The organism is Pseudomonas sp. St29, from assembly GCF_001547915.1.
GTDB lineage: Bacteria > Pseudomonadota > Gammaproteobacteria > Pseudomonadales > Pseudomonadaceae > Aquipseudomonas.
In genome coordinates this window covers 1,335,005-1,357,224 of record NZ_AP014628.1, presented here as the reverse complement: position 1 = coordinate 1,357,224, position 22,220 = coordinate 1,335,005, and the positions used below count along the sequence as shown (strand labels likewise).

Sequence of the window (22,220 nt, the reverse complement as noted above, 5' to 3'; positions counted from 1 at the left end):
GACAAGGCGCAATGATGGCGCCTCTCCGTCAACGGTATTGGAGGAAGACGTTGTCTCGCCCGAACTGGTCACGCAGGGCTTGAATCAAGCTGTCCGCCGGGTCGATCCGCCAGTTCTCGCCAAACTGCAGCAGGGCCTTGGCGTCATTACGGCTGTACTCCATGGTGATCGGGCACGCGCCGCGGTGGCGCTTGAACAACTCACCCAGCCAGCGTAGCTGATCGCCCTTGAGGGCATCGGTATGGACTTTCAGGCGCAGGCTTTCCGCCAGGTTGGTCCGCGCGTCTTCCATGCTCATCACCCGCTTGACCCGCAAGCGCAGGCCTCCGGAGAAGTCGTCGTTGCTGACCTCGCCTTCCACCACCACCATGGCATCGGTCTGCAACAGCGATTGCGCCGAATGGAACGCATCGGCAAACAACGAGGCCTCGATCCGTCCCGAGCGGTCGTCGAGGGTGATGAAACCCATCTTGTCGCCCTTCTTGTTCTTCATCACCCGCAGGGCAATGATCATCCCCGCCACCGTCTGGGTATCCCGGGCCGGCTTCAGATCGATGATGCGCTGACGGGCGAAACGACGGATCTCGCCTTCATACTCATCGATCGGGTGCCCGGTCAGGTACAGCCCAAGGGTATCTTTCTCGCCCTTCAGGCGCTCCTTGAGGGTCAGTTCCTTGGCCTTGCGGTGGTTGGCATAGACGTCCGCGTCTTCCTCGACAAACACTCCGCCGAACAGGTCGGCGTGGCCACTGTCGTGGGTCCGGGCGGTCTGTTCCGCCGCCTTGATCGCCTCTTCCATGGCCGCCAGCAACACGGCACGGTTCTGATCGATGTTGGCCTGATAAGCCTTGGGCTCATCGAAGAAGTGCGGGCCGAGGCGGTCCAGGGCGCCACTGCGAATCAGACCATCCAGGGTCCGCTTGTTGATGCGCTTGAGGTCGACCCGGGCACAGAAATCGAACAGGTCCTTGAATGGCCCCTCGACACGGGCTTCGGTGATGGCTTCCACCGGCCCCTCGCCCACCCCTTTGATCGCACCAAGGCCATAAACGATGCGGCCTTCGTCGTTCACCGTGAACTTGAACTCGGAAGTGTTCACATCCGGCGCATCGAGGCGCAGCTTCATGGTCCGCACTTCCTCGATCAAGGTCACGACCTTGTCGGTGTTGTGCATATCCGCAGACAGTACCGCCGCCATGAAGGGCGCCGGGTAGTGCGCCTTGAGCCAGGCAGTCTGGTAGGACACCAGGCCGTAGGCGGCGGAGTGGGATTTGTTGAAGCCGTAACCGGCGAACTTTTCCACCAGGTCGAAGATGTTGCCCGCCAGGTCGGCGTCGATGTTGTTGCTGGCGCAACCCTCAATGAAACCGCCACGCTGCTTGGCCATTTCCTCGGGTTTCTTCTTACCCATGGCCCGACGCAGCATGTCCGCACCGCCAAGGGTGTAACCGGCCATGACCTGGGCGATCTGCATCACCTGTTCCTGATACAGGATGATGCCGTAGGTCGGCGCCAGCACCGGGCGCAGGCCCTCGTACTGATAGTCGGGGTGCGGGTAGGCCAGTTCGGCGCGACCGTGCTTACGGTTGATGAAGTCATCCACCATCCCCGATTGCAGCGGCCCCGGACGGAACAGGGCCACCAGTGCGATCAGGTCTTCCAGGCAGTCGGGCTTGAGCTTCTTGATCAGCTCCTTCATGCCCCGGGATTCAAGCTGGAATACCGCGGTGGTTTCAGCTTTCTGCAACAGGCTGTAGGTCGGCTTGTCGTCCAGCGGGATAAAGGCGATATCCAGCGGTTCCTCGCCCACCTTGGCGCGGTCGCGGTTAATGGTTTTCAGCGCCCAATCGATGATGGTCAGGGTCCGCAGGCCGAGGAAGTCGAACTTCACCAGACCGGCCGCCTCGACGTCATCCTTGTCGAACTGGGTTACCAGGCCGCCGCCTTCTTCGTCGCAGTAGATCGGCGAGAAGTCAGTGAGCTTGGTCGGCGCGATCACCACGCCACCGGCGTGTTTACCGACGTTACGCACCACGCCTTCGAGCTTGCGCGCCATTTCCCAGATTTCCGCCGCCTCTTCATCGACCTTGATGAAGTCCCGCAGGATCTCTTCCTGCTCGTAGGCTTTTTCGAGCGTCATGCCGACTTCGAAGGGGATCATCTTCGACAGACGGTCGGCCAGACCATAGGACTTGCCCTGGACCCGCGCCACGTCGCGGACCACCGCCTTGGCCGCCATGGAACCGAAGGTGATGATCTGGCTCACCGCGTTGCGGCCGTACTTCTCGGCCACGTAGTCGATCACCCGGTCACGACCATCCATGCAGAAGTCGACGTCGAAGTCGGGCATCGATACCCGTTCCGGGTTAAGGAAACGTTCGAACAGCAGGTCGTATTCCAGCGGGTCGAGGTCGGTGATCTTCTGCACGTAGGCCACCAGGGAACCGGCACCCGACCCCCGGCCGGGACCTACCGGCACGCCGTTGTTCTTGGCCCACTGAATAAAGTCCATCACGATCAGGAAGTAACCGGGGAACCCCATCTGGATGATGATATCCAGCTCGAAGTTCAGGCGATCGACATAGACCTGGCGCTTGGCCTCGTAGTCCTCGGTGGTGTCCCTGGGCAACAACACGCTGAGGCGCTCTTCCAGGCCGTCGAAGGAAACCTTGCGGAAGTACTCATCGATGGTCATGCCATCGGGAATCGGGTAGTCGGGCAAGAAGTGCTTGCCCAGCTTGACCTCGATGTTGCAACGCTTGGCGATCTCGACCGTGTTTTCCAGGGCCTCAGGCAGGTCGCTGAACAGCTCGGCCATTTCCTCGGCGCTTTTCAGGTACTGCTGGTCGCTGTAGTTCTTCGAGCGTCGCGGATCGTCCAGGGCGCGGCCTTCGCCGATGCAGACCCGGGTCTCGTGAGCTTCGAAGTCTTCCTGCTTGATAAAGCGCACATCATTGGTAGCCACCAGCGGCGCGCCAATCTTGTCGGCCAGGGCCACGGCGGCGTGCAGTTGCTCTTCATCATTGGGCCGGTTGGTACGCTGCACTTCCAGGTAGAAACGGTCCGGGAATACCGTCATCCACTCCCGGGCCAGGGTCTCGGCGACCTCCAGGTCACCGGCGATCAGCGCCATGCCGATCTCCCCCTCCTTGGCCGCCGAGAGCATGATCAGGCCTTCCGCGGCTTCCGCGACCCATTCGCGTTCGATGATGATCTGGCCGTTGCGCTGGCCATCGATAAAGCCCCGGGAAATCAGCTCAGTGAGATTGCGATAGCCCACGGCATTCATCACCAGCAGACTGATGCGGCTCAGGGCATTGTCCGGGTCCTTGTTCGACAGCCACAGGTCGGCACCACAGATCGGCTTGATCCCGGCACCCATGCTGGCCTTGTAGAACTTGACCAGGGAACACATGTTGTTCTGGTCGGTAACCGCTACCGCAGGCATGCCCATGCCGGTCAGGGCTTTGACCAGCGGTTTGATCCGCACCAGGCCGTCGACCAGGGAGTACTCAGTGTGCAGGCGCAGGTGAACGAATGAAGCCGGCATAGTGATCCTGTAATAAGCGCGAAAACAACAAGGCCCGGATTGTACCGGGCCTCGACTAAAACATCAGCCTCAGGACGGAATCTCGCCCCGCGCCTCAAGGGCCTCATAGGCTTGTCGCACCGGGGCGAAGGAGCGCCGGTGAATCGGGGTCGGTCCCAGGCGGGCCAGGGCCTCCAGGTGCACCGGCGTCGGATAGCCCTTGTGGCCGCCAATGCCGTAGCCCGGGTAGATCAGCTCAAAGGCCGCCATCTCGCGGTCGCGGCTGACCTTGGCCAGAATCGATGCCGCAGCAATCGCCGGAACCTTGCTATCGCCCTTGACCACCGCTTCGGCCGGCATGGCCAGCTTGGGGCAGCGGTTGCCATCGATCATTGCCAGCTTCGGGGTCACGCTCAGTCCCTCCACCGCCCGCTGCATGGCCAGCATGGTGGCGTGGAGGATATTCAGTTCGTCGATTTCCTCGACTTCAGCCCGGGCAATGCACCAGCTCAAGGCTTTTTCGCAGATTTCGTCGAACAGCTTCTCGCGACGGGCCTCGGTGAGTTTCTTCGAATCATTGAGACCAAGAATCGGCCGTTTCGGATCGAGAATCACCGCCGCAGTGACAACGGCTCCGCACAAGGGGCCACGGCCGACCTCATCGACACCGGCCACCAGATCCTCGGCATCCGCCACCAGGGTGAAGTCCAGGCCCATCTGCATCTTCGCGTTACTCATTGTGATTTGCCGATCAGCTCAAGCACCGCTTGCGCGGCCTGGTTGGACGCGTCGCGACGCAAGGTTCGGTGGATCTCGTCAAAACCGCGGGTCTGCTCTTCCCCGCCTTCGATCAACGGCGACAAGGTCTGCGCGAGGGCTTCGGCGGTGGCGTCATCCTGCAACAGCTCCGGCACCAGCAGGCGCTGGGCCAGCAGGTTCGGCAAGGAAATGTACGGACTCTTGACCATGCGCTTGAGAATCCAGAAGGTCAGCGGCGCCAAACGGTAGGCCACCACCATTGGACGCTTGTAGAGCAAGGCTTCGAGTGTCGCGGTGCCAGAAGCGATCAGCACCGCGTCGCAGGCGGCCAGGGCCTTGTGGGACTGGCCATCGAGCAAGGTCAGCGGCAGGTCACGACTGGCCAGCAGTTCTTCGAGCTGGAGCCGACGCTCCGGGCTGGCGCACGGCATGATGAAGCGCACGCCGGGACGCAGGGTACGCAAGCGCTGTGCGGCATCCAGGAACAAGGCCCCCAGGCGCCCCACTTCACCGCCACGACTGCCGGGCATCAAGGCCACCAGAGGCCCGTCCGGCAGACCCAGTTCGGCACGCGCCGCCGCTCGGTCCGCCTGCAGCGGAATGGCATCGGCCAGAGAGTGGCCGACGAACTTCACCGGTACGCCTTTCTCTTCGTAGAACCGGGCCTCGAAGGGAAACAGCGTGAGCATCAGGTCGCACCCTTCACGAATCTTCAGCACCCGTTTCTGGCGCCAGGCCCAGACCGACGGACTGACGTAATGCACGGTCTTGATCCCGGCCTGACGCAGCTTGAGTTCGATATTCAGGGTGAAATCCGGAGCATCGATACCGATGAATACATCCGGCTTTTCGGCAATCAGGGTCTGGATCAGCTTCTTGCGTCGCGCCAGCAACTCACGCAGTCGCCCAAGCACCTCGACCAAGCCCATGACCGCCAGGCGCTCCATGGGAAAGTAGGAGGTCAGACCTTCGGCCTGCATCAGCGGACCGCCGACGCCAATGAATTCGACGGCCGGGTGCTGAGCCTTGAGGGCTCGCATCAGACCGGCGCCGAGAATGTCGCCGGAGGCTTCGCCAGCCACCAGCGCAATACGCAGAGTGTTCATGATTAACGGGTGATGCCGCGAGTCGAAGACTGGATCGAGTCACGAAACACCGCGACTTCCGGGAACTCAACCGCCGCTTCGGCCAGTTCGGCCAAGGCTTGATCCACGGTCAGACCCTGACGGTAAACCACCTTGTAGGCGCGCCGCAGTGCGTGGATCGCGTCCTCGCTGAAGCCGCGACGGCGCATGCCTTCAAAATTCATGCTGCGGGCTTCGGCGGGGTTGCCGAACACCGTGACGAACGCCGGTACATCCTTGCCGATGGCGGTGCCCATGCCGGAGAAGCTGTGGGCGCCGATATGGCAGTACTGATGCACCAGGGTGAATCCGGAAAGAATCGCCCAGTCGTCGACATGCACATGGCCGGCCAGCGCTGTGTTGTTGACCAGGATGCAGTGGTTGCCAATGACGCTGTCATGACCGATGTGGGCGTAGGCCATGATCAGGTTGTGATCGCCCAAGGTGGTTTCGGAACGGTCCTGGACGGTGCCACGGTGAATGGTCACGCCTTCGCGGATCACGTTGTGGTCACCGATGACCAGGCGGGTTTCCTCGCCTTTGTACTTCAGATCAGGGGTGTCCTCACCTACCGAAGAAAACTGGTAGATGCGGTTGTGCTTACCGATCCGGGTCGGGCCCTTGAGAATGACATGGGGCCCGATCACTGTACCCTCGCCGATTTCCACACCAGCGCCGATGATCGACCACGGGCCAACCTCAACGTCGTCGGCCAGGATGGCCGTCGGATCGATGATTGCGCGAGGGTCAATCAAACTCATAGTTTGCGTTCCGCACAGATGATTTCAGCAGAGCACACCGGCTTGCCGTCGACCGAGGCCTGGCACTCGAACTTCCAGATCTGGCGCTTGCAACTGATGAACTTGGCCTCAAGAATCAGCTGGTCGCCCGGCAGCACTGGCTGGCGGAAGCGCAGCTTGTCGGAACCGACGAAGTAATACAGGGTGCCATCGGCTGGCTTCACGTCGAGCATCTTGAAACCGAGAATGCCCGCAGCCTGAGCCATGGCTTCGATGATCAGTACGCCCGGCATGATCGGATGCGCAGGAAAGTGACCATTGAAGAACGGTTCGTTGATGCTGACATTCTTGTAGGCACGAATGCACTTGCCCTCAACATCCAGGTCCACTACCCGATCCACCAACAGGAAAGGGTAACGGTGAGGCAGGTATTCGCGAATCTCGTTGATGTCCATCATTTCGGGGGGAAGCCTGTAGTAAAGAGTGGGAGCGCGCGACTAACGCACGCCCCTCTAGCAAATCAAGGAGGCCGTCTAGCGGCTGTGCACACTTGATATGGAAATGGTATCAGCCATCTGATGAAGCATTGCCGTCAGGGGTCACGCCCCCAACGCGCTTTTCCAACTGACGCAGGCGTCGCGCAAGATCATCGAGCTGACGGATGCGTGCCGCGCTCTTGCGCCACTCGGCAGCAGGTTGCATGGCCGTACCGGAAGAGTAGGCACCCGGCTCGGTAATCGAGTGAGTCACCATGGTCATTCCAGTGAGGAATACGTTGTCACAAATATCGATGTGCCCGACCAGCCCAACACCGCCGGCGAGCATACAGTGCTTGCCGATCTTGGTGCTGCCGGAGATCCCCACACAAGCGGCCATGGCGGTGTGATCACCGACCTGAACGTTGTGGGCGATCTGAATCTGGTTATCGAGCTTCACACCATTGCCGATGACGGTGTCAGCCAGGGCGCCACGATCGATCGCGGTGTTGACGCCAATCTCGACATCGTCACCGATGGTCACGCCGCCAATCTGCGCGATCTTCTGCCAGATGCCTTTCTCGTTGGCAAAGCCGAAGCCTTCGCCCCCCAGCACCGCGCCCGACTGGATAACCACTCGTTTGCCGATGCGTACGTCGTGGTACAGGGTGACCCTTGGCGCCAGCCAGCCGCCCTCGCCGATCTCGCAGCGGGCACCGATAAAGCAATGAGCGCCGATGGTCACTCCGGCACCGATGCGAGCACCACTCTCGATCACCGCAAACGGGCCAATGCTGGCCGCTGGATCCACCTGCGCATCAACGGCAATTACCGCGGATGGGTGAATGCCAGCCGGGGCCTTGGGCTTGGGGTCGAACAGATGGGAAATTCGGGCATAGGACAGGTAAGGATCGGCCACCACCAATGCGTCGCCGGCATAGGCCTCGGCATCAGCGGCTTTCAGCAACACCGCCCCGGCCTGGCAGTCCACCAGGTACTTGCGATATTGCGGGTTTGCCAAAAAGCTCAACTGAGCTGGGCCAGCCTCCTGCAAGGTGGCTAGCCCAGTGATTTCCTTCTCCGCGTCGCCACGCAAGGTGGCGCCGAGGAACTCGGCCAACTGGCCGAGTTTTATAATCGCGGTCATGGCTTACTTCAGCTGATTCATGCGCTCGATAACTTGGCGAGTGATGTCGTACTGAGGTTTGACATCGATCACTGCGCCACGCTCGAAGACCAGATCGAAACCGCCTTTCTTGATGACTTCTTCAACTGCGCTGTCCAGCTTCGGCTTCAGTTGCTTGAGCATCTCGCGGTCAGCAACAGCCTTGGCTTCGTTCAGTTCCTTGGACTGGAACTGGAAGTCACGGGCCTTTTGCTTGAACTCGAGCTCCAGACGTTCACGCTCGCCCTGCTGCATCTTGTCGCCACCGGCCACCAGGCGATCCTGGATACCCTTGGCGCTGCTTTCCAGGGTTTTCAGCTTGGTCAGTTGCGGACCGAACTTTTTCTCGGCGTCCACTGCGTACTTCTTCGCCGCGTCGGATTCCAGCAGTGCCATCTGATAGTTCAGAACGGCAATTTTCATTTCGGCAAACGCCGGGCTCGCGACCAGAACGGAGGCCAGGAGAACCAATTGAGTCAACTTACGCACGATGCACTCCTACAAAATCCATTGTCGTTATCTTGGGTCAGGCTGTTAGAAAGTCTGACCGAGGGAGAATTGGAACACCTGGGTCTCAGCGTTATTCGGTTTCTTCACTGGCATCGCCAGGGCAAAGCTCAATGGACCCAGGGCCGTAACCCAAGTCACACCGACGCCCACGGAGCTGGCCAGGTTGCTGAGGCTGATGTCATTGCACTGCGTCTTGGAAGAAATGCCGTTGGTATTTTTCACGTTCGAGCACTTGGAATCGAACACGTTACCCACATCCCAGAACACCGACGTCCGCAGGGAACGCTGATCCTTGACGAATGGCAGCGGGAACAACAGTTCGGCACCACCCTGGATCAAGACGTTACCACCGAACGGCAGCGGATCCTGATCGGGGTCGGCTGCAGTTCCGACGTTGCCCGTTACACCGGCACCACGACTCGGGGTACTGCGTGGACCCAAAGTGCTGTCCTTGAAACCACGAACCGAGTTGAAACCACCAGCATAGTAGTTCTCGTAGAATGGCAAGCCGTCGGTTGAACCGTAGCCATCACCGTAGCCCAGCTCGGTATGGAAGCGCATGGTGTAGTTTTCAGTCAGCGGCTGGAACATCTGGCCACGGTAATCAAGCTTGAAGAACGACAGATCGCTACCTGGGGTCGTGGTTTCCAGGACCAAACTCTGAGAGTGGCCTCGGGTGGCCAACACACCTTTGTTCAAGGTCGATTCGGACCAGCCGGCGGATGCCTTGAAGTTCAGATAGTTGCTGCCCTGCTGATTCACGAAGTCGAAAATCTCATCGACGGTGTACAGACCAGTCTTGATCTTGTCCTGCTGCGCAGTCAGGCCGAAGGTCAGACGCGAAGTCTCACTGATCGGGTAACCCACGCTGACACCGGCACCCAGGCTGTCCACCGCATAGCTGGCCACGTTGACGTCGAGGTCTTTGTAGTCAGTGGTGCGATAGAAGGCGTTGTAGCCCAGGCTCACGCCATCGGCGGTCCAGTAGGGGTCAACGTAGCCGAAGTTGTAGCGGCTCTGGTATTCACTGCGGGTCAGGCCAATGCTGACCTTGTTACCAGTACCCAGGAAGTTGTTCTGAGTGATCGAACCACCAAGGATCAGACCGGCACTCTGGGCGAAACCGACGCTGGCGGTGATCGACCCGGACGCTTGTTCTTCCACCGCGTAGTTCACGTCAACCTGGTCATCGACACCCGGAACAGCCGGAGTCTCAACGTTGACCTCCTTGAAGAAGCCCAGGCGCTCCAGGCGAGTCTTGGACTGGTCGATCAGGTAGGTCGAAGCCCAGCCACCTTCCATCTGACGCATTTCGCGACGCAGCACTTCGTCCTCGGACTTGGTGTTGCCACGGAAGTTGATACGGTTGACGTAGGCACGCTTGCCCGGGTCCACCACGAAGGTGATGTCCACGGTGTGATCTTCATCATGCGGCTGAGGCACGCCGTTGACGTTGGCGAAGGTGTAACCCTCGTTACCGAGACGACGAGTGATCAGTTCGGAAGTGGTGGTCATCAGCTTGCGCGAGAACACCTGGCCCTTCTCCACCAGCAACAGCGCCTTGACCTGGTCTTCAGGGACTTTCAGGTCGCCGCTGAGCTTGACGTCACGAACGCTGTACTTCTCGCCTTCGTTGACGTTGACAGTGATATAGACGTGCTTCTTGTCTGGAGTGATGGACACCTGGGTCGAAGCGATATCCATGTTGATATAGCCGCGATCGAGGTAGTAGGAGCGCAGACGCTCCAGGTCACCGGACAGCTTTTCACGGGCGTACTTGTCGTCGTTCTTGAAGAACGACAGCCAGTTGGTGGTCTTGAGTTCGAACAGGCCGATCAGGTCTTCATCAGGGAAAACCGTGTTGCCCACCACGTTAATGTGCTGGATGGCAGCGACCGTACCTTCGTTGATCTTGACCTTCAGGCCAACGCGGTTGCGTGGTTGCGGCACCACTTCGGTCTCAACGGTGGCCGAGTAACGACCCTGTGCGACATATTGACGCTGCAGTTCGTTACGCACGCCTTCGAGAGTCGCACGCTGGAAGATTTCGCCTTCGGCCAGGCCAGACTGCTTCAGGCCCTTCATCAGGTCTTCGGTAGAGATCGCCTTGTTGCCTTCGATCTCGATACTGGCAACCGACGGCCGCTCGACTACCGTAATGACCAGGACGTTGCCATCGCGGCCCAGCTGGATGTCTTGAAAGAAACCGGTTTTGAACAGCGCACGAGTGGATTCCACCAGGCGACGGTCGTCCGCCTGCTCGCCGACGTTCAACGGCAAGGCACCAAAGACGCTACCCGCGGAAACGCGCTGAAGGCCGTTGACGCGGATATCGGAGATAGTGAAGGACTCGGCGTGAACTTCGGCGATCATCAATACGGTGAGAACCGCAGTTAGCAGCAGACGTTTCATGAAGTCCTTTCTTATTCCAACTGGCAATAAACAAACTGCCGCAAAATGCGGCAGATTCGCAATTCAGCGAAGCGTTACAGACGACCCAGATCGTTGACCAGAGCAAGCAGCATGACTCCGACCACCAAGCTGATACCGATCTGTATCCCCCAACCTTGCACCCGATCCGACAAGGGGCGACCACGCGCCCACTCGATCAGATAGAACAACAAATGCCCCCCATCCAGTACCGGGATGGGCAACAAATTCAGAACACCCAGGCTAATACTCAGATAAGCAAGGAAATTCAAGAAATCAGCAATGCCCGACTGGGCAGAAGCGCCCGCCACTTTAGCAATGGTTATCGGTCCACTCAAGTTTTTTACCGAGAGCTCGCCGAACAACATTTTCTTCAGTGATTCCAGGGTCAGGACGCTCATGGTCCAGGTCCGCCGGGCCCCTTCGCCAATGGCCTCCAGCGGACCATAACTGACCTCGCGGAGCATCTCCGGCGGCCAGTCTACCGCCTTCACCCCGGCCCCAAGATAACCGCTGGGCGCCTTGCTTTCACCGCGACTGGCCAAAGTCACCGGGATCTCGACCTGAGCACCATCGCGCTCCACCTGCAGCACAATCTTGCTGCCAGGGTGCATCCGCACCCGATCGACCACCTGCTGCCAGTCATTGAGCGGCTGCCCGTCAAGGGCCAACAGACGATCACCGCTTTTCAGGCCAGCCGCCTGGGCCGGGCCTTTCGGGTCCAGCTCGGCCAACACCGGCGGCAACGCCGGCCGCCATGGGCGAATCCCCAGGGAGCGGATAGGGTCCGGCTCATCAGCCCCCTTGAGCCACTTGTCCAGTACCAGCTGACGGGGCGACTCCACAGTCGCGCCCTGCTCGCGCACCAACACCTGCAACGCGCCACTTTCACCCAAACGACGCACCAGCTGCAGGTTGACCGCTGCCCAGCCAGTGGTCGGCTCACCGTCGATGGCGACGATTTCCTGACCGGCAGCAAGGCCTGCCTGCGCCGCAATACTGCCCGCCTCCACATCACCGATAACCGGCCGCACCTGCTGGCTGCCCAGCATCGCCAGGCCCCAGAAGAACACCAGCGCCAGGAGGAAGTTGGCAATCGGCCCCGCGGCAACAATGGCAATGCGCTGGCGAACCGACTTGCGATTGAAGGATTGATCCAGCTCCTCGACGGCCACTTCGCCCTCACGCTCATCGAGCATTTTCACGTAGCCGCCCAGCGGAATGGCGGCGATCACGAACTCAGTGCCGCGACGATCGTGCCAGCGCAGCAGCGGCATGCCGAAGCCTACGGAGAAGCGCAGCACCTTGACGCCACAGCGGCGGGCGACCCAGAAGTGGCCGAATTCGTGGAAGGTGACCAGCACGCCCAGGGCTACCAGGGTGCCGACAATCATATAGAGCGCGCTCATCTATTTTCTCCGCAATCCTGTTCGCCGCCACTCGCGCGGTCGCGCATCCTATCGCCCGTTACGCTGCAACCATTGTTCCGCCAGGCTCCGGGCCTTGGCGTCCGCCGCAAACACCGCATCGAGTTCATTGACTGCGACCACAGGTTCACGGACTAAAACTTCGTCGATGATACTCGCGATTTCCGGGTAACGGATGCGCCGTTCGAGAAACGCCGAAACCGCCACTTCGTTGGCCGCATTCAGCATCGCCGGCGCACTGCCACCCGCCTCGGCAGCCTGACGCGCCAGCCGCAGGCAAGGAAACCGCTGCTCGTCGGGTGCTTCGAAGTCCAGGCGGGCAATCGCAAACAGATCCAGCGGCGCAACACCAGAGTCGATACGCTCCGGCCAGGCCAGGGCATTGGCGATCGGCGTGCGCATATCGGGATTACCCAACTGCGCCAGCACCGAACCGTCGACATAATCCACCAGGGAGTGAATCACGCTCTGGGGATGCACCACCACTTCAACCTGTGAAGGCCTGGCATCGAACAACCAACAGGCCTCGATCAGCTCCAGGCCCTTGTTCATCATGCTCGCCGAGTCCACGGAGATCTTGCGTCCCATGGACCAGTTCGGATGGGCACAAGCCTGCTCGGGCGAGACACGCTCAAGCTCGGCCAGCGGCGTCTGACGGAACGGGCCACCCGAGGCTGTCAGCAGAATCCGTCGCACCCCGATTGCCCCCAACCCCCGGGAGAAGTCGGCAGGCATGCACTGGAAGATTGCATTGTGCTCGCTGTCGATGGGCAGCAGCACCGAACCACTCTTGCCCACCGCCTGCATGAACAGCGCGCCGGACATCACCAATGCTTCCTTGTTGGCCAGCAGAATTTTCTTGCCGGCCTCAACGGCTGCCAGGGTCGGACGCAAACCGGCCGCCCCGACAATCGCCGCCATCACCGCATCGACCTCAGGCGCCGACGCGACGTCACACAAACCTTGCTCACCCACCAGAACCCGGGTCGAGAGACCGGCAGCCCGCAGCTCTTCCTGCAAACGACTGGCGGCAGCCGCCTCCGGCACCACCGCAAAGCGCGGCACATGGCGAATGCACAATGCCAGCAACTCGGCCAGGCGACTGAACCCGGTGAGGGCAAACACCTGGTAGCGATCCGGATGACGGGCAATAACGTCCAAGGTACTCAGCCCTATGGAGCCCGTAGCCCCCAGAACCGTTACCTGCTGGACAGCACTCACAGTCCGGCCATCCACAGCAGTACCGCAAACACCGGGATTGCCGCCGTCAGGCTGTCGATCCGATCGAGCACGCCACCATGGCCCGGCAACAGGTTGCTGCTGTCCTTGATGCCCGACTGACGCTTGAACATGCTCTCGGTCAGATCACCGACCACGGAAATAAACACCACGATGGCCGCCCCCAGCAACCCCAGCAGGATCTGCCCGGCACTCCAGTCACGCACCAGCCCGACCACTGCGGTGATCACCAGGCTCAAGGCCAGGCCGCCATACACACCTTCCCAGCTCTTGCCAGGACTGACCTGAGGCGCCAGCTTGCGCTTGCCGAAAGCCTTGCCGGAGAAATAGGCGCCGATATCCGCGCCCCACACCAGCACCATGACCGACATGATCAACCAGTTGCCCAGTGGCAGCTGCTTGATGAACACCAGGCCCTGCCAGGCCGGCAACAGGATCAACAGACCGATCAGCAGCTTGGGCGCGACGCCCGACCAGTGCTCGCTGGTACGCGGATAAGTCAGCACCAGGAAGGTCGCCAACGCCCACCACAGCACTGCAGCGCCCAGCACCCAAGGAGCAACGCCCGGCACCAGGTGCATGAGCAGCAACATCGCCGCCACCACCAAGGCGAAGGCGACCCGAGCCGGCTGCGCCTCGAAACCGGCCAGGCGCGCCCACTCCCAGGCTCCCAGGCTCACCACCAGACCGATGAACAGGGCAAACCCCGAACCTTCCAGCAGGAAAAACCCGCACAAAGCGATCGGCAGCAGGATCAGTGCCGTAATGATTCGTTGTTTAAGCATTAAACCCGGGCTCCAGCCTCGACCTGCTCGCTCGTCTTACCGAAGCGCCGCTGGCGAGATGCGTAATCGGCCAGCGCATTGCGCATGGCTTCGTGTTTGAAGTCCGGCCAGAACAGGTCGGAGAAATACAACTCGGCATAGGCCAGTTGCCACAACAGGAAGTTACTGATGCGATGCTCGCCACCGGTACGAATGCACAAATCCGGCAACGGCAGATCGCCGGTTGCCAGGCAGGTCTGCAACAGACCCGGCGTGATGTCCTCGGGCCGCAGATGACCGGCCTGAACCTCACGCGCCAGGCGCTGGGCAGCCTGAGCGATGTCCCACTGCCCGCCATAGTTGGCGGCAATCTGCAGGATGAAACGATCGGGACCGGCCGTAATGGCTTCCGCCTCGCGCATCGCCGCCTGCAGCTCGGGATGGAAGCGCGAACGATCGCCAATGATCCGCAAGCTGATGTTGTTCTCGTTGAGGCGCTTGGCCTCACGACGCAACGCCTTGAAGAACAGATCCATCAAGGCGCTGACCTCATCAGCCGGGCGCTGCCAGTTTTCACTGGAAAAGGCAAACAGGGTCAGCACCTCGACCTTGGCCTCAGCGCACACCTCGATCACCGCACGCACCGCATCGACACCCGCTTTATGCCCGGCAACACCCGGCATAAAGCGTTTTTTTGCCCAGCGGTTATTTCCGTCCATGATGATCGCGACATGGCGCGGCACCGAGGACAACACGGACTGCTTGGTCTTTTCCATGAAAACGCCTGACCCTTAAACGGCCATCAAGTCCTTTTCTTTTTCCTCAGTCGCCTTGGCGATCTGAGCTTCAAAGTCCTTGATCAGCTTGTCGATTTCGGCGCTGCCACGACGCTCTTCGTCTTCGCTGATTTCCTTGTCCTTGGTCAGTTTCTTCAACTCACCCAGGGCGTCGCGACGGATGTTGCGCACGGCAACCCGTGCATCTTCGGCCGCGGCGCGCGCCTGCTTGGTGAAGCCTTTGCGGGTTTCCTCGGTCAGCGGCGCCATCTTGATCAGCAGCAGCTCGCCCAGGTTGGTCGGGTTGAGGTTGAGACCGGCACTGCCAATGGCCTTGTCGATGGCGCCGAGCATGTTGCGCTCGAATGGCACGACCTGCAGGGTCTGGGAATCCTTCACGGTAACGTTGGCAACGCCGCTCAACGGCGTGTCGGTACCGTAGTAAGGCACCATCACGCTGCCCAGGATACTCGGGTGGGCCTTGCCGGTACGGATCTGGCCGAATGCATGCGCCAGCGATTCCAGGGACTTTTTCATGCGCTCCTGGGCGTCTTTCTTGATTTCGTTGATCATTGTTCGCCTTCCTCGATCAGGGTTCCTTCAGCGCCACCATGCACGATATTCAGCAGGGCGCCGGGCTTGTTCATGTTGAATACCCGCAGCGGCATCTTGTGGTCGCGGCACAGGCAGATGGCCGTCAGGTCCATCACTCCCAGCTTGCGATCCAGCACTTCATCGTAAGTCAGATGATCGAACTTCTCGGCATGCGGGTCCTTGAACGGGTCTGCAGTGTAAACACCGTCGACCTTGGTTGCCTTGAGCACGACATCGGCATCGATCTCGATGGCGCGCAGGCAGGCTGCGGAGTCGGTAGTGAAGAACGGGTTGCCGGTGCCGGCCGCGAAAATCACCACCTCTTTGGAGTTCAGGTGGCGCATGGCCTTGCGACGGTCATAGTGATCGGTCACGCCCACCATGGAAATGGCGGACATCACGATGGCCGAGATATTCGCACGTTCCAGCGCGTCGCGCATGGCCAGGGCGTTCATCACAGTGGCCAGCATGCCCATGTGGTCGCCCGTGACCCGATCCATCCCGGCTGCGCTCAATGCGGCGCCACGGAACAGGTTGCCACCACCGATCACCAGGCCTACCTGGACGCCGATGCCGACCAGTTGGCCGACTTCCAGCGCCATGCGATCCAGCACCTTGGGGTCGATCCCGAACTCTTCCGAGCCCATCAGGGCCTCGCCGCTAAGCTTGAGTAGAATGCGTTTATAGCGAGCTTGATAACCACTGCCCTGCTGAGCCATTGCGAATCTCTCCTGCGGCGTATTTTAAAAATTCTTTGCGGGCTGTTTTCAGCCTGCGTTCACTCTAGCTTGACGCTGTCACAGCGCCATCAGAACACGACTTTGTAAACCGGTTCCGAGGTCACACAACAAAATTGCCCTGCCCATTTGAAAAGAGGCTGCGCGCGTGAGCGGGCAGCCTCTTCTGGGCGACAGTTGAAAAACCGTCTTACTGTTGCTTGGCAGCAGCCAGTTGTGCAGCTACTTCTTCAGCGAAGTTGTCTTCTTTCTTCTCGATGCCTTCGCCTACGGCGAAACGAGTGAAGGAAACGATTTCAGCGCCGCCTTTCTTGGCCAGAGCACCTACGGTGATTTCTGGATCCTTGACGAAGGCTTGCTCAACCAGGCTGGCTTCAGCCAGGAACTTGCTGATACGGCCAGCGATCATCTTCTCGACGATTTCGGCAGGCTTGCCTTTCATCTTGTCTTCGTTCAGCTGCAGGAACACGCCCTTTTCACGCTCGATGGCTTCGGCGGAAACTTGCGAAGGCAGCAGGAACTCAGGGTTGCTTGCCGCTACGTGCATGGCGATGTCTTTGGCCAGGTCAACGGAACCGCCCTTCAGGACAACCGCAACACCGATCTTGTTACCGTGCAGGTAAGTACCGACCACGTCACCTTCAACGCGAGCCAGACGACGGATGTTGACGTTCTCGCCGGTCTTGCCCACCAGGATCAGACGGTCGGCTTCTTGAGCTTCGATCAACGGAGCGGCGTCGGTCAGTTTGTCAGCGAACGCTTTTTCAACGCTGGCAGCAACGAATGCCTTGAAGTCGTCCTGCAGAGCCAGGAAGTCGGTCTGCGAGTTCACTTCCAGCAGGACAGCGGCTTTACCGTCGTCCTTGATGGCGATAGCGCCTTCAGCAGCCACGTTGCCTGCTTTCTTGGCAGCCTTGATGGCGCCGGAAGCACGCATGTCATCAATGGCTTTTTCGATGTCGCCGCCGGCCTTGGTCAAGGCCTTTTTGCAATCCATCATGCCTTCGCCGGTACGCTCGCGCAGTTCTTTGACCAACGCTGCAGTAATCTCTGCCATTTTCAAAATCCTCTTGGATAGGTTTTCAACCATTCCACCCGATCGAACGGGCGTTCAATTCTTGGGCGCTGCCCCGAATTCACTTCATAACAGCCCCGGATTACAGAATCTGTCGGGGCGCGACGACGAAATGATTTTCGAGTTGGCAAAAAGGGGGCCAAGCCCCCTTTTTGCGTACTGAGTAAACGCTAAGCGTCAGTTACTCAGGCTTCAGCCGCCGGTGCTGCAGCTTCTTCGAACACTTCGGTGCCGCCAGCAACGTTGTTGCGACCACGGATCACAGCGTCAGCCATCGAACCCATGTACAGCTGGATGGCGCGAATGGCGTCATCGTTGCCTGGGATGATGTAGTCAACGCCTTCCGGGCTGCTGTTGGTATCGACAACGCCGATGACCGGGATGCCCAGCTTGTTGGCTTCGGTGATCGCGATGCGCTCGTGATCAACGTCGATCACGAACAGTGCGTCAGGCAGGCCGCCCATGTCCTTGATACCACCCAGGGAACGATCCAGCTTTTCCAGATCGCGAGTGCGCATCAGCGCCTCTTTCTTGGTCAGCTTGGCGAAAGTGCCGTCTTCTGCCTGCACTTCAAGGTCACGCAGACGCTTGATGGAAGCACGGATGGTTTTGTAGTTGGTCAGCATGCCGCCCAACCAGCGGTGATCGACGTACGGCGAACCGCAACGTGCTGCTTCTTCAGCAACGATCTTGCCAGCGGAACGCTTGGTGCCGACGAACAGAATCTTGTTTTTGCCCTGGGCCAGACGCTCTACGAAAGTCAGAGCTTCGTTGAACATTGGCAGGGTTTTTTCAAGGTTGATGATGTGAATCTTGTTGCGCGCGCCGAAAATGTACTTGCCCATTTTCGGATTCCAGTAACGGGTTTGGTGACCGAAGTGCACACCGGCCTTCAGCATATCGCGCATGTTGACTTGGGACATGATAGTTCCTTAATAAGTCGGGTTAGGCCTCCACGTATCCCAATGACCAACCAACAGCCTGCGCTGAGGGCACCCAGGTCATCGTGTCGACACGTGTGTGGGTTTGGGCTTTTCGGGGCATCCCCGGAAAGCGGCGCATTTTATACCACAGCGAGGGGCAAAACGGAACCCGGATTCACATCCGCCGATCCTTGGAGTTTTTGCCCTGTTGCTGGAATCGGCCCAGAATGCACCATTGTATGGAGACAAGCGCCAGCAGAACCTCAGATTTGCGCTGAGCGTCTGTTAGAATCGCTCCTTTGCGGCTTCCGAAAACCTTCCTGCTTCCACCCCGGCGCCAGCCTTGCCGGGGCAGGTTTTCAAGCCATTCCGTGTATATCGCGCCACTGAGCGTCAAGAGAGCCTGTATGACCGTCACCCTCAAAACTCCCGAGGACATCGCCAAAATGCGTGTCGCCGGCAAACTGGCCGCCGAAGTGCTGGAAATGATTGCCGAGCATGTCAAACCCGGGGTCACCACCGAAGAACTGGACCGCATCTGCCACGACTACATCGTCAACGTGCAGGGCGCCATCCCGGCCCCGCTGAACTACAAGGGCTTCCCCAAGTCCATCTGCACCTCGATCAACCACGTGGTGTGCCACGGCATCCCCAACGAGAAGCCGCTGAAGGATGGCGACACCCTGAACATCGACGTGACCGTGATCAAGGACGGCTACCACGGCGACACCAGCCGCATGTTCCACGTCGGCAATGTGCCGGTCTGGGCCGAGCGCCTGTCGCAGATCACCCAGGAATGCATGTACAAGGCCATCGAACTGGTGAAGCCGGGCTGCCGCCTGGGCGACATCGGCGAAGTGATCCAGAAGCACGCGGAAAAGAACGGCTTCTCGGTCGTGCGCGAATTTTGCGGCCACGGCATCGGCAAGGTATTCCACGAAGAGCCGCAGATCCTGCACTACGGCCGCGCCGGCACCGGCATGGAACTCAAGGCCGGCATGACCTTCACCATCGAGCCGATGATCAACCAGGGCAAGGCCGACACCAAGGTGCTGGGCGATGGCTGGACCGCCATTACCAAGGACCGCAAGCTCTCGGCGCAGTGGGAACACACCCTGCTGGTCACCGAGACCGGCTACGAAATCTTCACCCTGCGCAGCGATGACACCATCCCCCGGGTATCTGCCTGATCCACAACGCCGCGTCCCGACCTTATAGATAGAAAGGAAAGCCAATCGATGCCGCAGGTGGATCCCGAACTCTTCGACCGTGGCCAGTTCCAGGCGGAACTGGCACTGAAGGCCAGCCCCATCGCCGCCTTCAAGAAAGCCATCCGCCAGGCACGGGAAGTGCTCGACAACCGCTTTCGCAGCGGACGGGAAATCCGCCGGCTGATCGAGGACCGCGCCTGGTTCATCGATAACATCCTGCAAAAGGCCTGGGACCAGTTCAACTGGAGCACCGAGGCCGACATCGCCCTGGTGGCGGTCGGCGGCTACGGCCGCGGCGAGCTTCACCCCTACTCCGACATCGATCTGCTGATCCTCCTGGACAACGCCGATCACGAGATCTTTCGCGACTCCATCGAACGCTTCCTCACCCTGCTCTGGGACATTGGCCTGGAAGTCGGGCAAAGCGTGCGTTCGGTGGACGAGTGCGCCGAGGAGGCCCGGGCCGACCTGACGGTAATCACCAACCTGATGGAAAGCCGCACCATCGCCGGGCCCGAGCACCTGCGCCAGCGCATGCTGGACGTCACCAGCACCGCGCACATGTGGCCGAGCAAGGACTTCTTCCTGGCCAAGCGCGCCGAACAGAAGGCCCGTCACCACAAGTACAACGACACCGAATACAACCTGGAGCCCAACGTCAAAGGCTCCCCCGGCGGCCTGCGGGATATCCAGACCATTCTCTGGGTGGCCAGGCGCCAATACGGCACCCTGAACCTGCGAGCCCTGGCCGGCGAAGGCTTCCTGGTGGAAAGCGAAAACGCCCTGCTGGCCTCCTCCCAGGAATTCCTGTGGAAGGTCCGCTACGCCCTGCACATGCTTGCCGGGCGCGCCGAAGACCGCCTGCTGCTGGACCACCAGCGCTCCATCGCCGAGCTGCTGGGGTTCAGCGGTGAAGACGTCAAGCAGTCGATAGAAAGCTTCATGCAGCAGTACTACCGGGTGGTGATGAGCATCGCCCAGTTGAGCGACCTGATCATCCAGCACTTCGAGGAAGTGATCCTCGCCCCCGAGGACGAAGCCCCGCCGCAGCCGATCAACGCCCGCTTCCAGCTGCATGACGGCTATATCGAGGCGATCAACGACAACGTGTTCAAACGCACCCCGTTCGCCATGCTGGAGATCTTCGTGCTGATGGCCCAGCACCCTGAGATCAAGGGCGTGCGCGCCGACACCATCCGCCTGCTGCGCGAACACCGGCACCTGATCGACGACGATTTCCGCCACGACATCCGCAACACCAGCCTGTTCATCGAGCTGTTCAAGTGTGAGATCGGCATCCACCGCAACCTGCGGCGGATGAACCGCTACGGCATCCTCGGACGCTACCTGCCGGAGTTCGGCTTCATCGTCGGACAGATGCAGCACGACCTGTTCCACATCTATACCGTGGACGCCCACACGCTGAATCTGATCAAGCACCTGCGCAAGATGCAGTACACGCCGATCTCCGAGAAATTCCCCCTGGCCAGCAAGCTCATGGGCAAGCTGCCCAAGCCCGAGCTGATCTACCTGGCCGGCCTGTATCACGACATCGGCAAGGGCCGCCACGGCGACCACTCGGAAATCGGCGCGGTGGATGCCGAAGCCTTCTGCGTGCGCCATCAGTTGCCTCTGTGGGACACCCGGCTGATCGTCTGGCTGGTGCAGAACCACCTGGTGATGTCCACCACCGCCCAGCGCAAGGACCTGTCCGACCCGCAGGTGATCCACGACTTCGCCCAGACCGTGGTCGACCAGACCCGCCTCGACTACCTCTACGTACTCACGGTCGCCGACATCTACGCCACCAACCCGACCCTGTGGAACTCCTGGCGCGCCAGCCTGTTGCGCCAGCTCTACACCGAAACCAAGCGCGCCCTGCGCCGCGGCCTGGAAAACCCGGTGGACCGCGAAGAGCAGATCCGCCAGACCCAGAGCGCCGCCCTGGACATCCTGGTGCGCAACGGCACCGACCCGGACGAAGTGGAACAACTCTGGTCGCAACTGGGCGACGACTACTTCCTGCGCCACACCGCCGGCGATGTGGCCTGGCACAGCGACGCAATCCTCCAGCAGCCGGCGGACGGCGGCCCGTTGGTGCTGATCAAGGAAATCACCCAGCGCGAGTTCGAGGGCGGCACCCAGATCTTCATCTACGCCCCGGACCAGCACGACTTCTTCGCGGTGACTGTGGCCGCCATGGACCAGCTCAACCTGAACATCCATGACGCACGCATCATCACCTCCAGCAGCCAGTTCACCCTCGACACCTACATCGTCCTGGACAACGACGGCGAGTCCATCGGCAACAACCCGCAGCGGGTCGAACAGATCCGCAAGGGCCTGACCGATGCCCTGCGCAACCCCGACGACTACCCGACCATCATCCAGCGCCGGGTGCCGCGCCAGCTCAAGCACTTTGCCTTCGAGCCCGAGGTGACCATCCACAACGACGCCCAGCGTCCGGTGACCGTGCTCGAGCTCAGCGCCCCGGACCGCCCGGGCCTGCTGGCGCGGATCGGCAAGATCTTCCTGGAGTTCGACCTGTCGCTGCAGAATGCCAAGATCGCCACCCTGGGCGAGCGCGTGGAAGACGTGTTCTTCATTACCGATGCGCACAACCAGCCCCTTTCCGACCCACAGCTGTGCAGCCGCTTGCAGGATGCGATCGTCGAACAGTTGAGTGTCAGCCACGAACCGACTATCGAAACGACCCGCCTGAGCATCTGACAGGTCTGAAC

At 60.3% G+C, this 22,220-nt stretch carries 18 protein-coding genes; 2 read left to right on the top strand and 16 right to left on the bottom strand.

The features are described 5' to 3' along the window. Positions 1-28: 28 nt before the first annotated feature. From dnaE to rpsB, 16 genes are all read right to left on the bottom strand, one after another. Positions 29-3,550 (bottom strand): DNA polymerase III subunit alpha, encoded by a 3,522-nt coding sequence (gene dnaE, locus PST29_RS06055; RefSeq protein ID WP_060837770.1) that lies wholly within the window; start codon positions 3,548-3,550, stop codon positions 29-31. Between the two features lie 69 nt (positions 3,551-3,619). Then, the gene (rnhB, locus tag PST29_RS06050; RefSeq protein WP_060837769.1) at positions 3,620-4,252 is read right to left on the bottom strand and encodes a ribonuclease HII; all 633 of its coding nucleotides are present in this window, start codon (positions 4,250-4,252) and stop codon (positions 3,620-3,622) included. An 11-nt stretch (positions 4,253-4,263) separates the two neighbouring features. Next, positions 4,264-5,394 (bottom strand): lipid-A-disaccharide synthase, encoded by a 1,131-nt coding sequence (gene lpxB, locus PST29_RS06045; protein ID WP_060842604.1) that lies wholly within the window; start codon positions 5,392-5,394, stop codon positions 4,264-4,266. 2 nt (positions 5,395-5,396) lie between these two features. Further along, positions 5,397-6,173 (bottom strand): acyl-ACP--UDP-N-acetylglucosamine O-acyltransferase, encoded by a 777-nt coding sequence (lpxA, locus tag PST29_RS06040; RefSeq protein WP_060837767.1) that lies wholly within the window; start codon positions 6,171-6,173, stop codon positions 5,397-5,399. Next, the gene (fabZ, locus tag PST29_RS06035) at positions 6,170-6,610 is read right to left on the bottom strand and encodes a 3-hydroxyacyl-ACP dehydratase FabZ (protein WP_007924058.1); all 441 of its coding nucleotides are present in this window, start codon (positions 6,608-6,610) and stop codon (positions 6,170-6,172) included. The genes lpxA and fabZ overlap by 4 nt, the downstream gene beginning before the upstream one ends. A 109-nt stretch (positions 6,611-6,719) precedes the next feature. Continuing rightward, positions 6,720-7,775, bottom strand: a complete 1,056-nt coding sequence (gene lpxD, locus PST29_RS06030; RefSeq protein ID WP_060842603.1) for a UDP-3-O-(3-hydroxymyristoyl)glucosamine N-acyltransferase — start codon at positions 7,773-7,775, stop codon at positions 6,720-6,722. A 3-nt stretch (positions 7,776-7,778) separates the two neighbouring features. Next, a complete protein-coding gene (locus PST29_RS06025; protein WP_016964695.1) occupies positions 7,779-8,282 on the bottom strand; it encodes an OmpH family outer membrane protein in 504 nt (167 codons plus the stop codon). Positions 8,283-8,327: 45 nt separating this feature from the next. Then, on the bottom strand, positions 8,328-10,715 hold the full coding sequence (gene bamA, locus PST29_RS06020; protein WP_060842602.1) for an outer membrane protein assembly factor BamA: 2,388 nt from the start codon (positions 10,713-10,715) through the stop codon (positions 8,328-8,330). A 74-nt stretch (positions 10,716-10,789) separates the two neighbouring features. Beyond that, a complete protein-coding gene (gene rseP / locus PST29_RS06015; protein WP_060842601.1) occupies positions 10,790-12,142 on the bottom strand; it encodes a sigma E protease regulator RseP in 1,353 nt (450 codons plus the stop codon). Between the two features lie 48 nt (positions 12,143-12,190). Then, entirely contained in the window at positions 12,191-13,381 is a 1,191-nt protein-coding gene (ispC, locus tag PST29_RS06010) for a 1-deoxy-D-xylulose-5-phosphate reductoisomerase (protein ID WP_060837763.1), read from the bottom strand. After that, positions 13,378-14,184, bottom strand: a complete 807-nt coding sequence (locus PST29_RS06005) for a phosphatidate cytidylyltransferase (protein WP_060837762.1) — start codon at positions 14,182-14,184, stop codon at positions 13,378-13,380. The genes ispC and PST29_RS06005 overlap by 4 nt, the downstream gene beginning before the upstream one ends. Then, a complete protein-coding gene (gene uppS / locus PST29_RS06000; protein ID WP_047302041.1) occupies positions 14,184-14,939 on the bottom strand; it encodes a polyprenyl diphosphate synthase in 756 nt (251 codons plus the stop codon). Before uppS ends, PST29_RS06005 begins: the two co-directional genes overlap by 1 nt. A 15-nt stretch (positions 14,940-14,954) precedes the next feature. After that, complete coding sequence (frr, locus tag PST29_RS05995; protein ID WP_011059527.1) at positions 14,955-15,512, bottom strand: ribosome recycling factor; 558 nt, start codon at positions 15,510-15,512, stop codon at positions 14,955-14,957. Then, positions 15,509-16,252, bottom strand: coding sequence for a UMP kinase (gene pyrH / locus PST29_RS05990; RefSeq protein ID WP_011059526.1), 744 nt, complete (start codon positions 16,250-16,252; stop codon positions 15,509-15,511). The genes frr and pyrH overlap by 4 nt, the downstream gene beginning before the upstream one ends. 208 nt (positions 16,253-16,460) lie before the next feature. Continuing rightward, positions 16,461-17,327 (bottom strand): translation elongation factor Ts, encoded by an 867-nt coding sequence (tsf, locus tag PST29_RS05985; RefSeq protein WP_060837761.1) that lies wholly within the window; start codon positions 17,325-17,327, stop codon positions 16,461-16,463. A 203-nt stretch (positions 17,328-17,530) separates the two neighbouring features. Then, positions 17,531-18,268, bottom strand: a complete 738-nt coding sequence (gene rpsB / locus PST29_RS05980) for a 30S ribosomal protein S2 (RefSeq protein WP_011059524.1) — start codon at positions 18,266-18,268, stop codon at positions 17,531-17,533. 407 nt (positions 18,269-18,675) lie between these two features. On the opposite strand from rpsB, the gene map reads away from it, so the two are divergent. Further along, positions 18,676-19,458 (top strand): type I methionyl aminopeptidase, encoded by a 783-nt coding sequence (map, locus tag PST29_RS05975; protein ID WP_047302039.1) that lies wholly within the window; start codon positions 18,676-18,678, stop codon positions 19,456-19,458. A gap of 48 nt (positions 19,459-19,506) precedes the next feature. Next, positions 19,507-22,209, top strand: coding sequence for a [protein-PII] uridylyltransferase (locus PST29_RS05970; protein WP_060842600.1), 2,703 nt, complete (start codon positions 19,507-19,509; stop codon positions 22,207-22,209). The last annotated feature ends 11 nt before the right edge of the window (positions 22,210-22,220 follow it).

What these genes read in the sequence shown, in the direction of transcription:
- lpxA (WP_060837767.1), bottom strand. Translation starts at nt 6,173, where the DNA reads ATGAGTTTGATTGACCCTCGCGCAATCATCGATCCGACGGCCATCCTG.
- lpxD (WP_060842603.1), bottom strand. Translation starts at nt 7,775, where the DNA reads ATGACCGCGATTATAAAACTCGGCCAGTTGGCCGAGTTCCTCGGCGCC.
- PST29_RS05970 (WP_060842600.1), top strand. Translation starts at nt 19,507, where the DNA reads ATGCCGCAGGTGGATCCCGAACTCTTCGACCGTGGCCAGTTCCAGGCG.
- pyrH (WP_011059526.1), bottom strand. Translation starts at nt 16,252, where the DNA reads ATGGCTCAGCAGGGCAGTGGTTATCAAGCTCGCTATAAACGCATTCTA.
- frr (WP_011059527.1), bottom strand. Translation starts at nt 15,512, where the DNA reads ATGATCAACGAAATCAAGAAAGACGCCCAGGAGCGCATGAAAAAGTCC.
- tsf (WP_060837761.1), bottom strand. Translation starts at nt 17,327, where the DNA reads ATGGCAGAGATTACTGCAGCGTTGGTCAAAGAACTGCGCGAGCGTACC.
- bamA (WP_060842602.1), bottom strand. Translation starts at nt 10,715, where the DNA reads ATGAAACGTCTGCTGCTAACTGCGGTTCTCACCGTATTGATGATCGCC.
- rseP (WP_060842601.1), bottom strand. Translation starts at nt 12,142, where the DNA reads ATGAGCGCGCTCTATATGATTGTCGGCACCCTGGTAGCCCTGGGCGTG.
- lpxB (WP_060842604.1), bottom strand. Translation starts at nt 5,394, where the DNA reads ATGAACACTCTGCGTATTGCGCTGGTGGCTGGCGAAGCCTCCGGCGAC.
- rpsB (WP_011059524.1), bottom strand. Translation starts at nt 18,268, where the DNA reads ATGTCCCAAGTCAACATGCGCGATATGCTGAAGGCCGGTGTGCACTTC.
- fabZ (WP_007924058.1), bottom strand. Translation starts at nt 6,610, where the DNA reads ATGATGGACATCAACGAGATTCGCGAATACCTGCCTCACCGTTACCCT.
- uppS (WP_047302041.1), bottom strand. Translation starts at nt 14,939, where the DNA reads ATGGAAAAGACCAAGCAGTCCGTGTTGTCCTCGGTGCCGCGCCATGTC.
- map (WP_047302039.1), top strand. Translation starts at nt 18,676, where the DNA reads ATGACCGTCACCCTCAAAACTCCCGAGGACATCGCCAAAATGCGTGTC.
- rnhB (WP_060837769.1), bottom strand. Translation starts at nt 4,252, where the DNA reads ATGCAGATGGGCCTGGACTTCACCCTGGTGGCGGATGCCGAGGATCTG.
- PST29_RS06005 (WP_060837762.1), bottom strand. Translation starts at nt 14,184, where the DNA reads ATGCTTAAACAACGAATCATTACGGCACTGATCCTGCTGCCGATCGCT.
- dnaE (WP_060837770.1), bottom strand. Translation starts at nt 3,550, where the DNA reads ATGCCGGCTTCATTCGTTCACCTGCGCCTGCACACTGAGTACTCCCTG.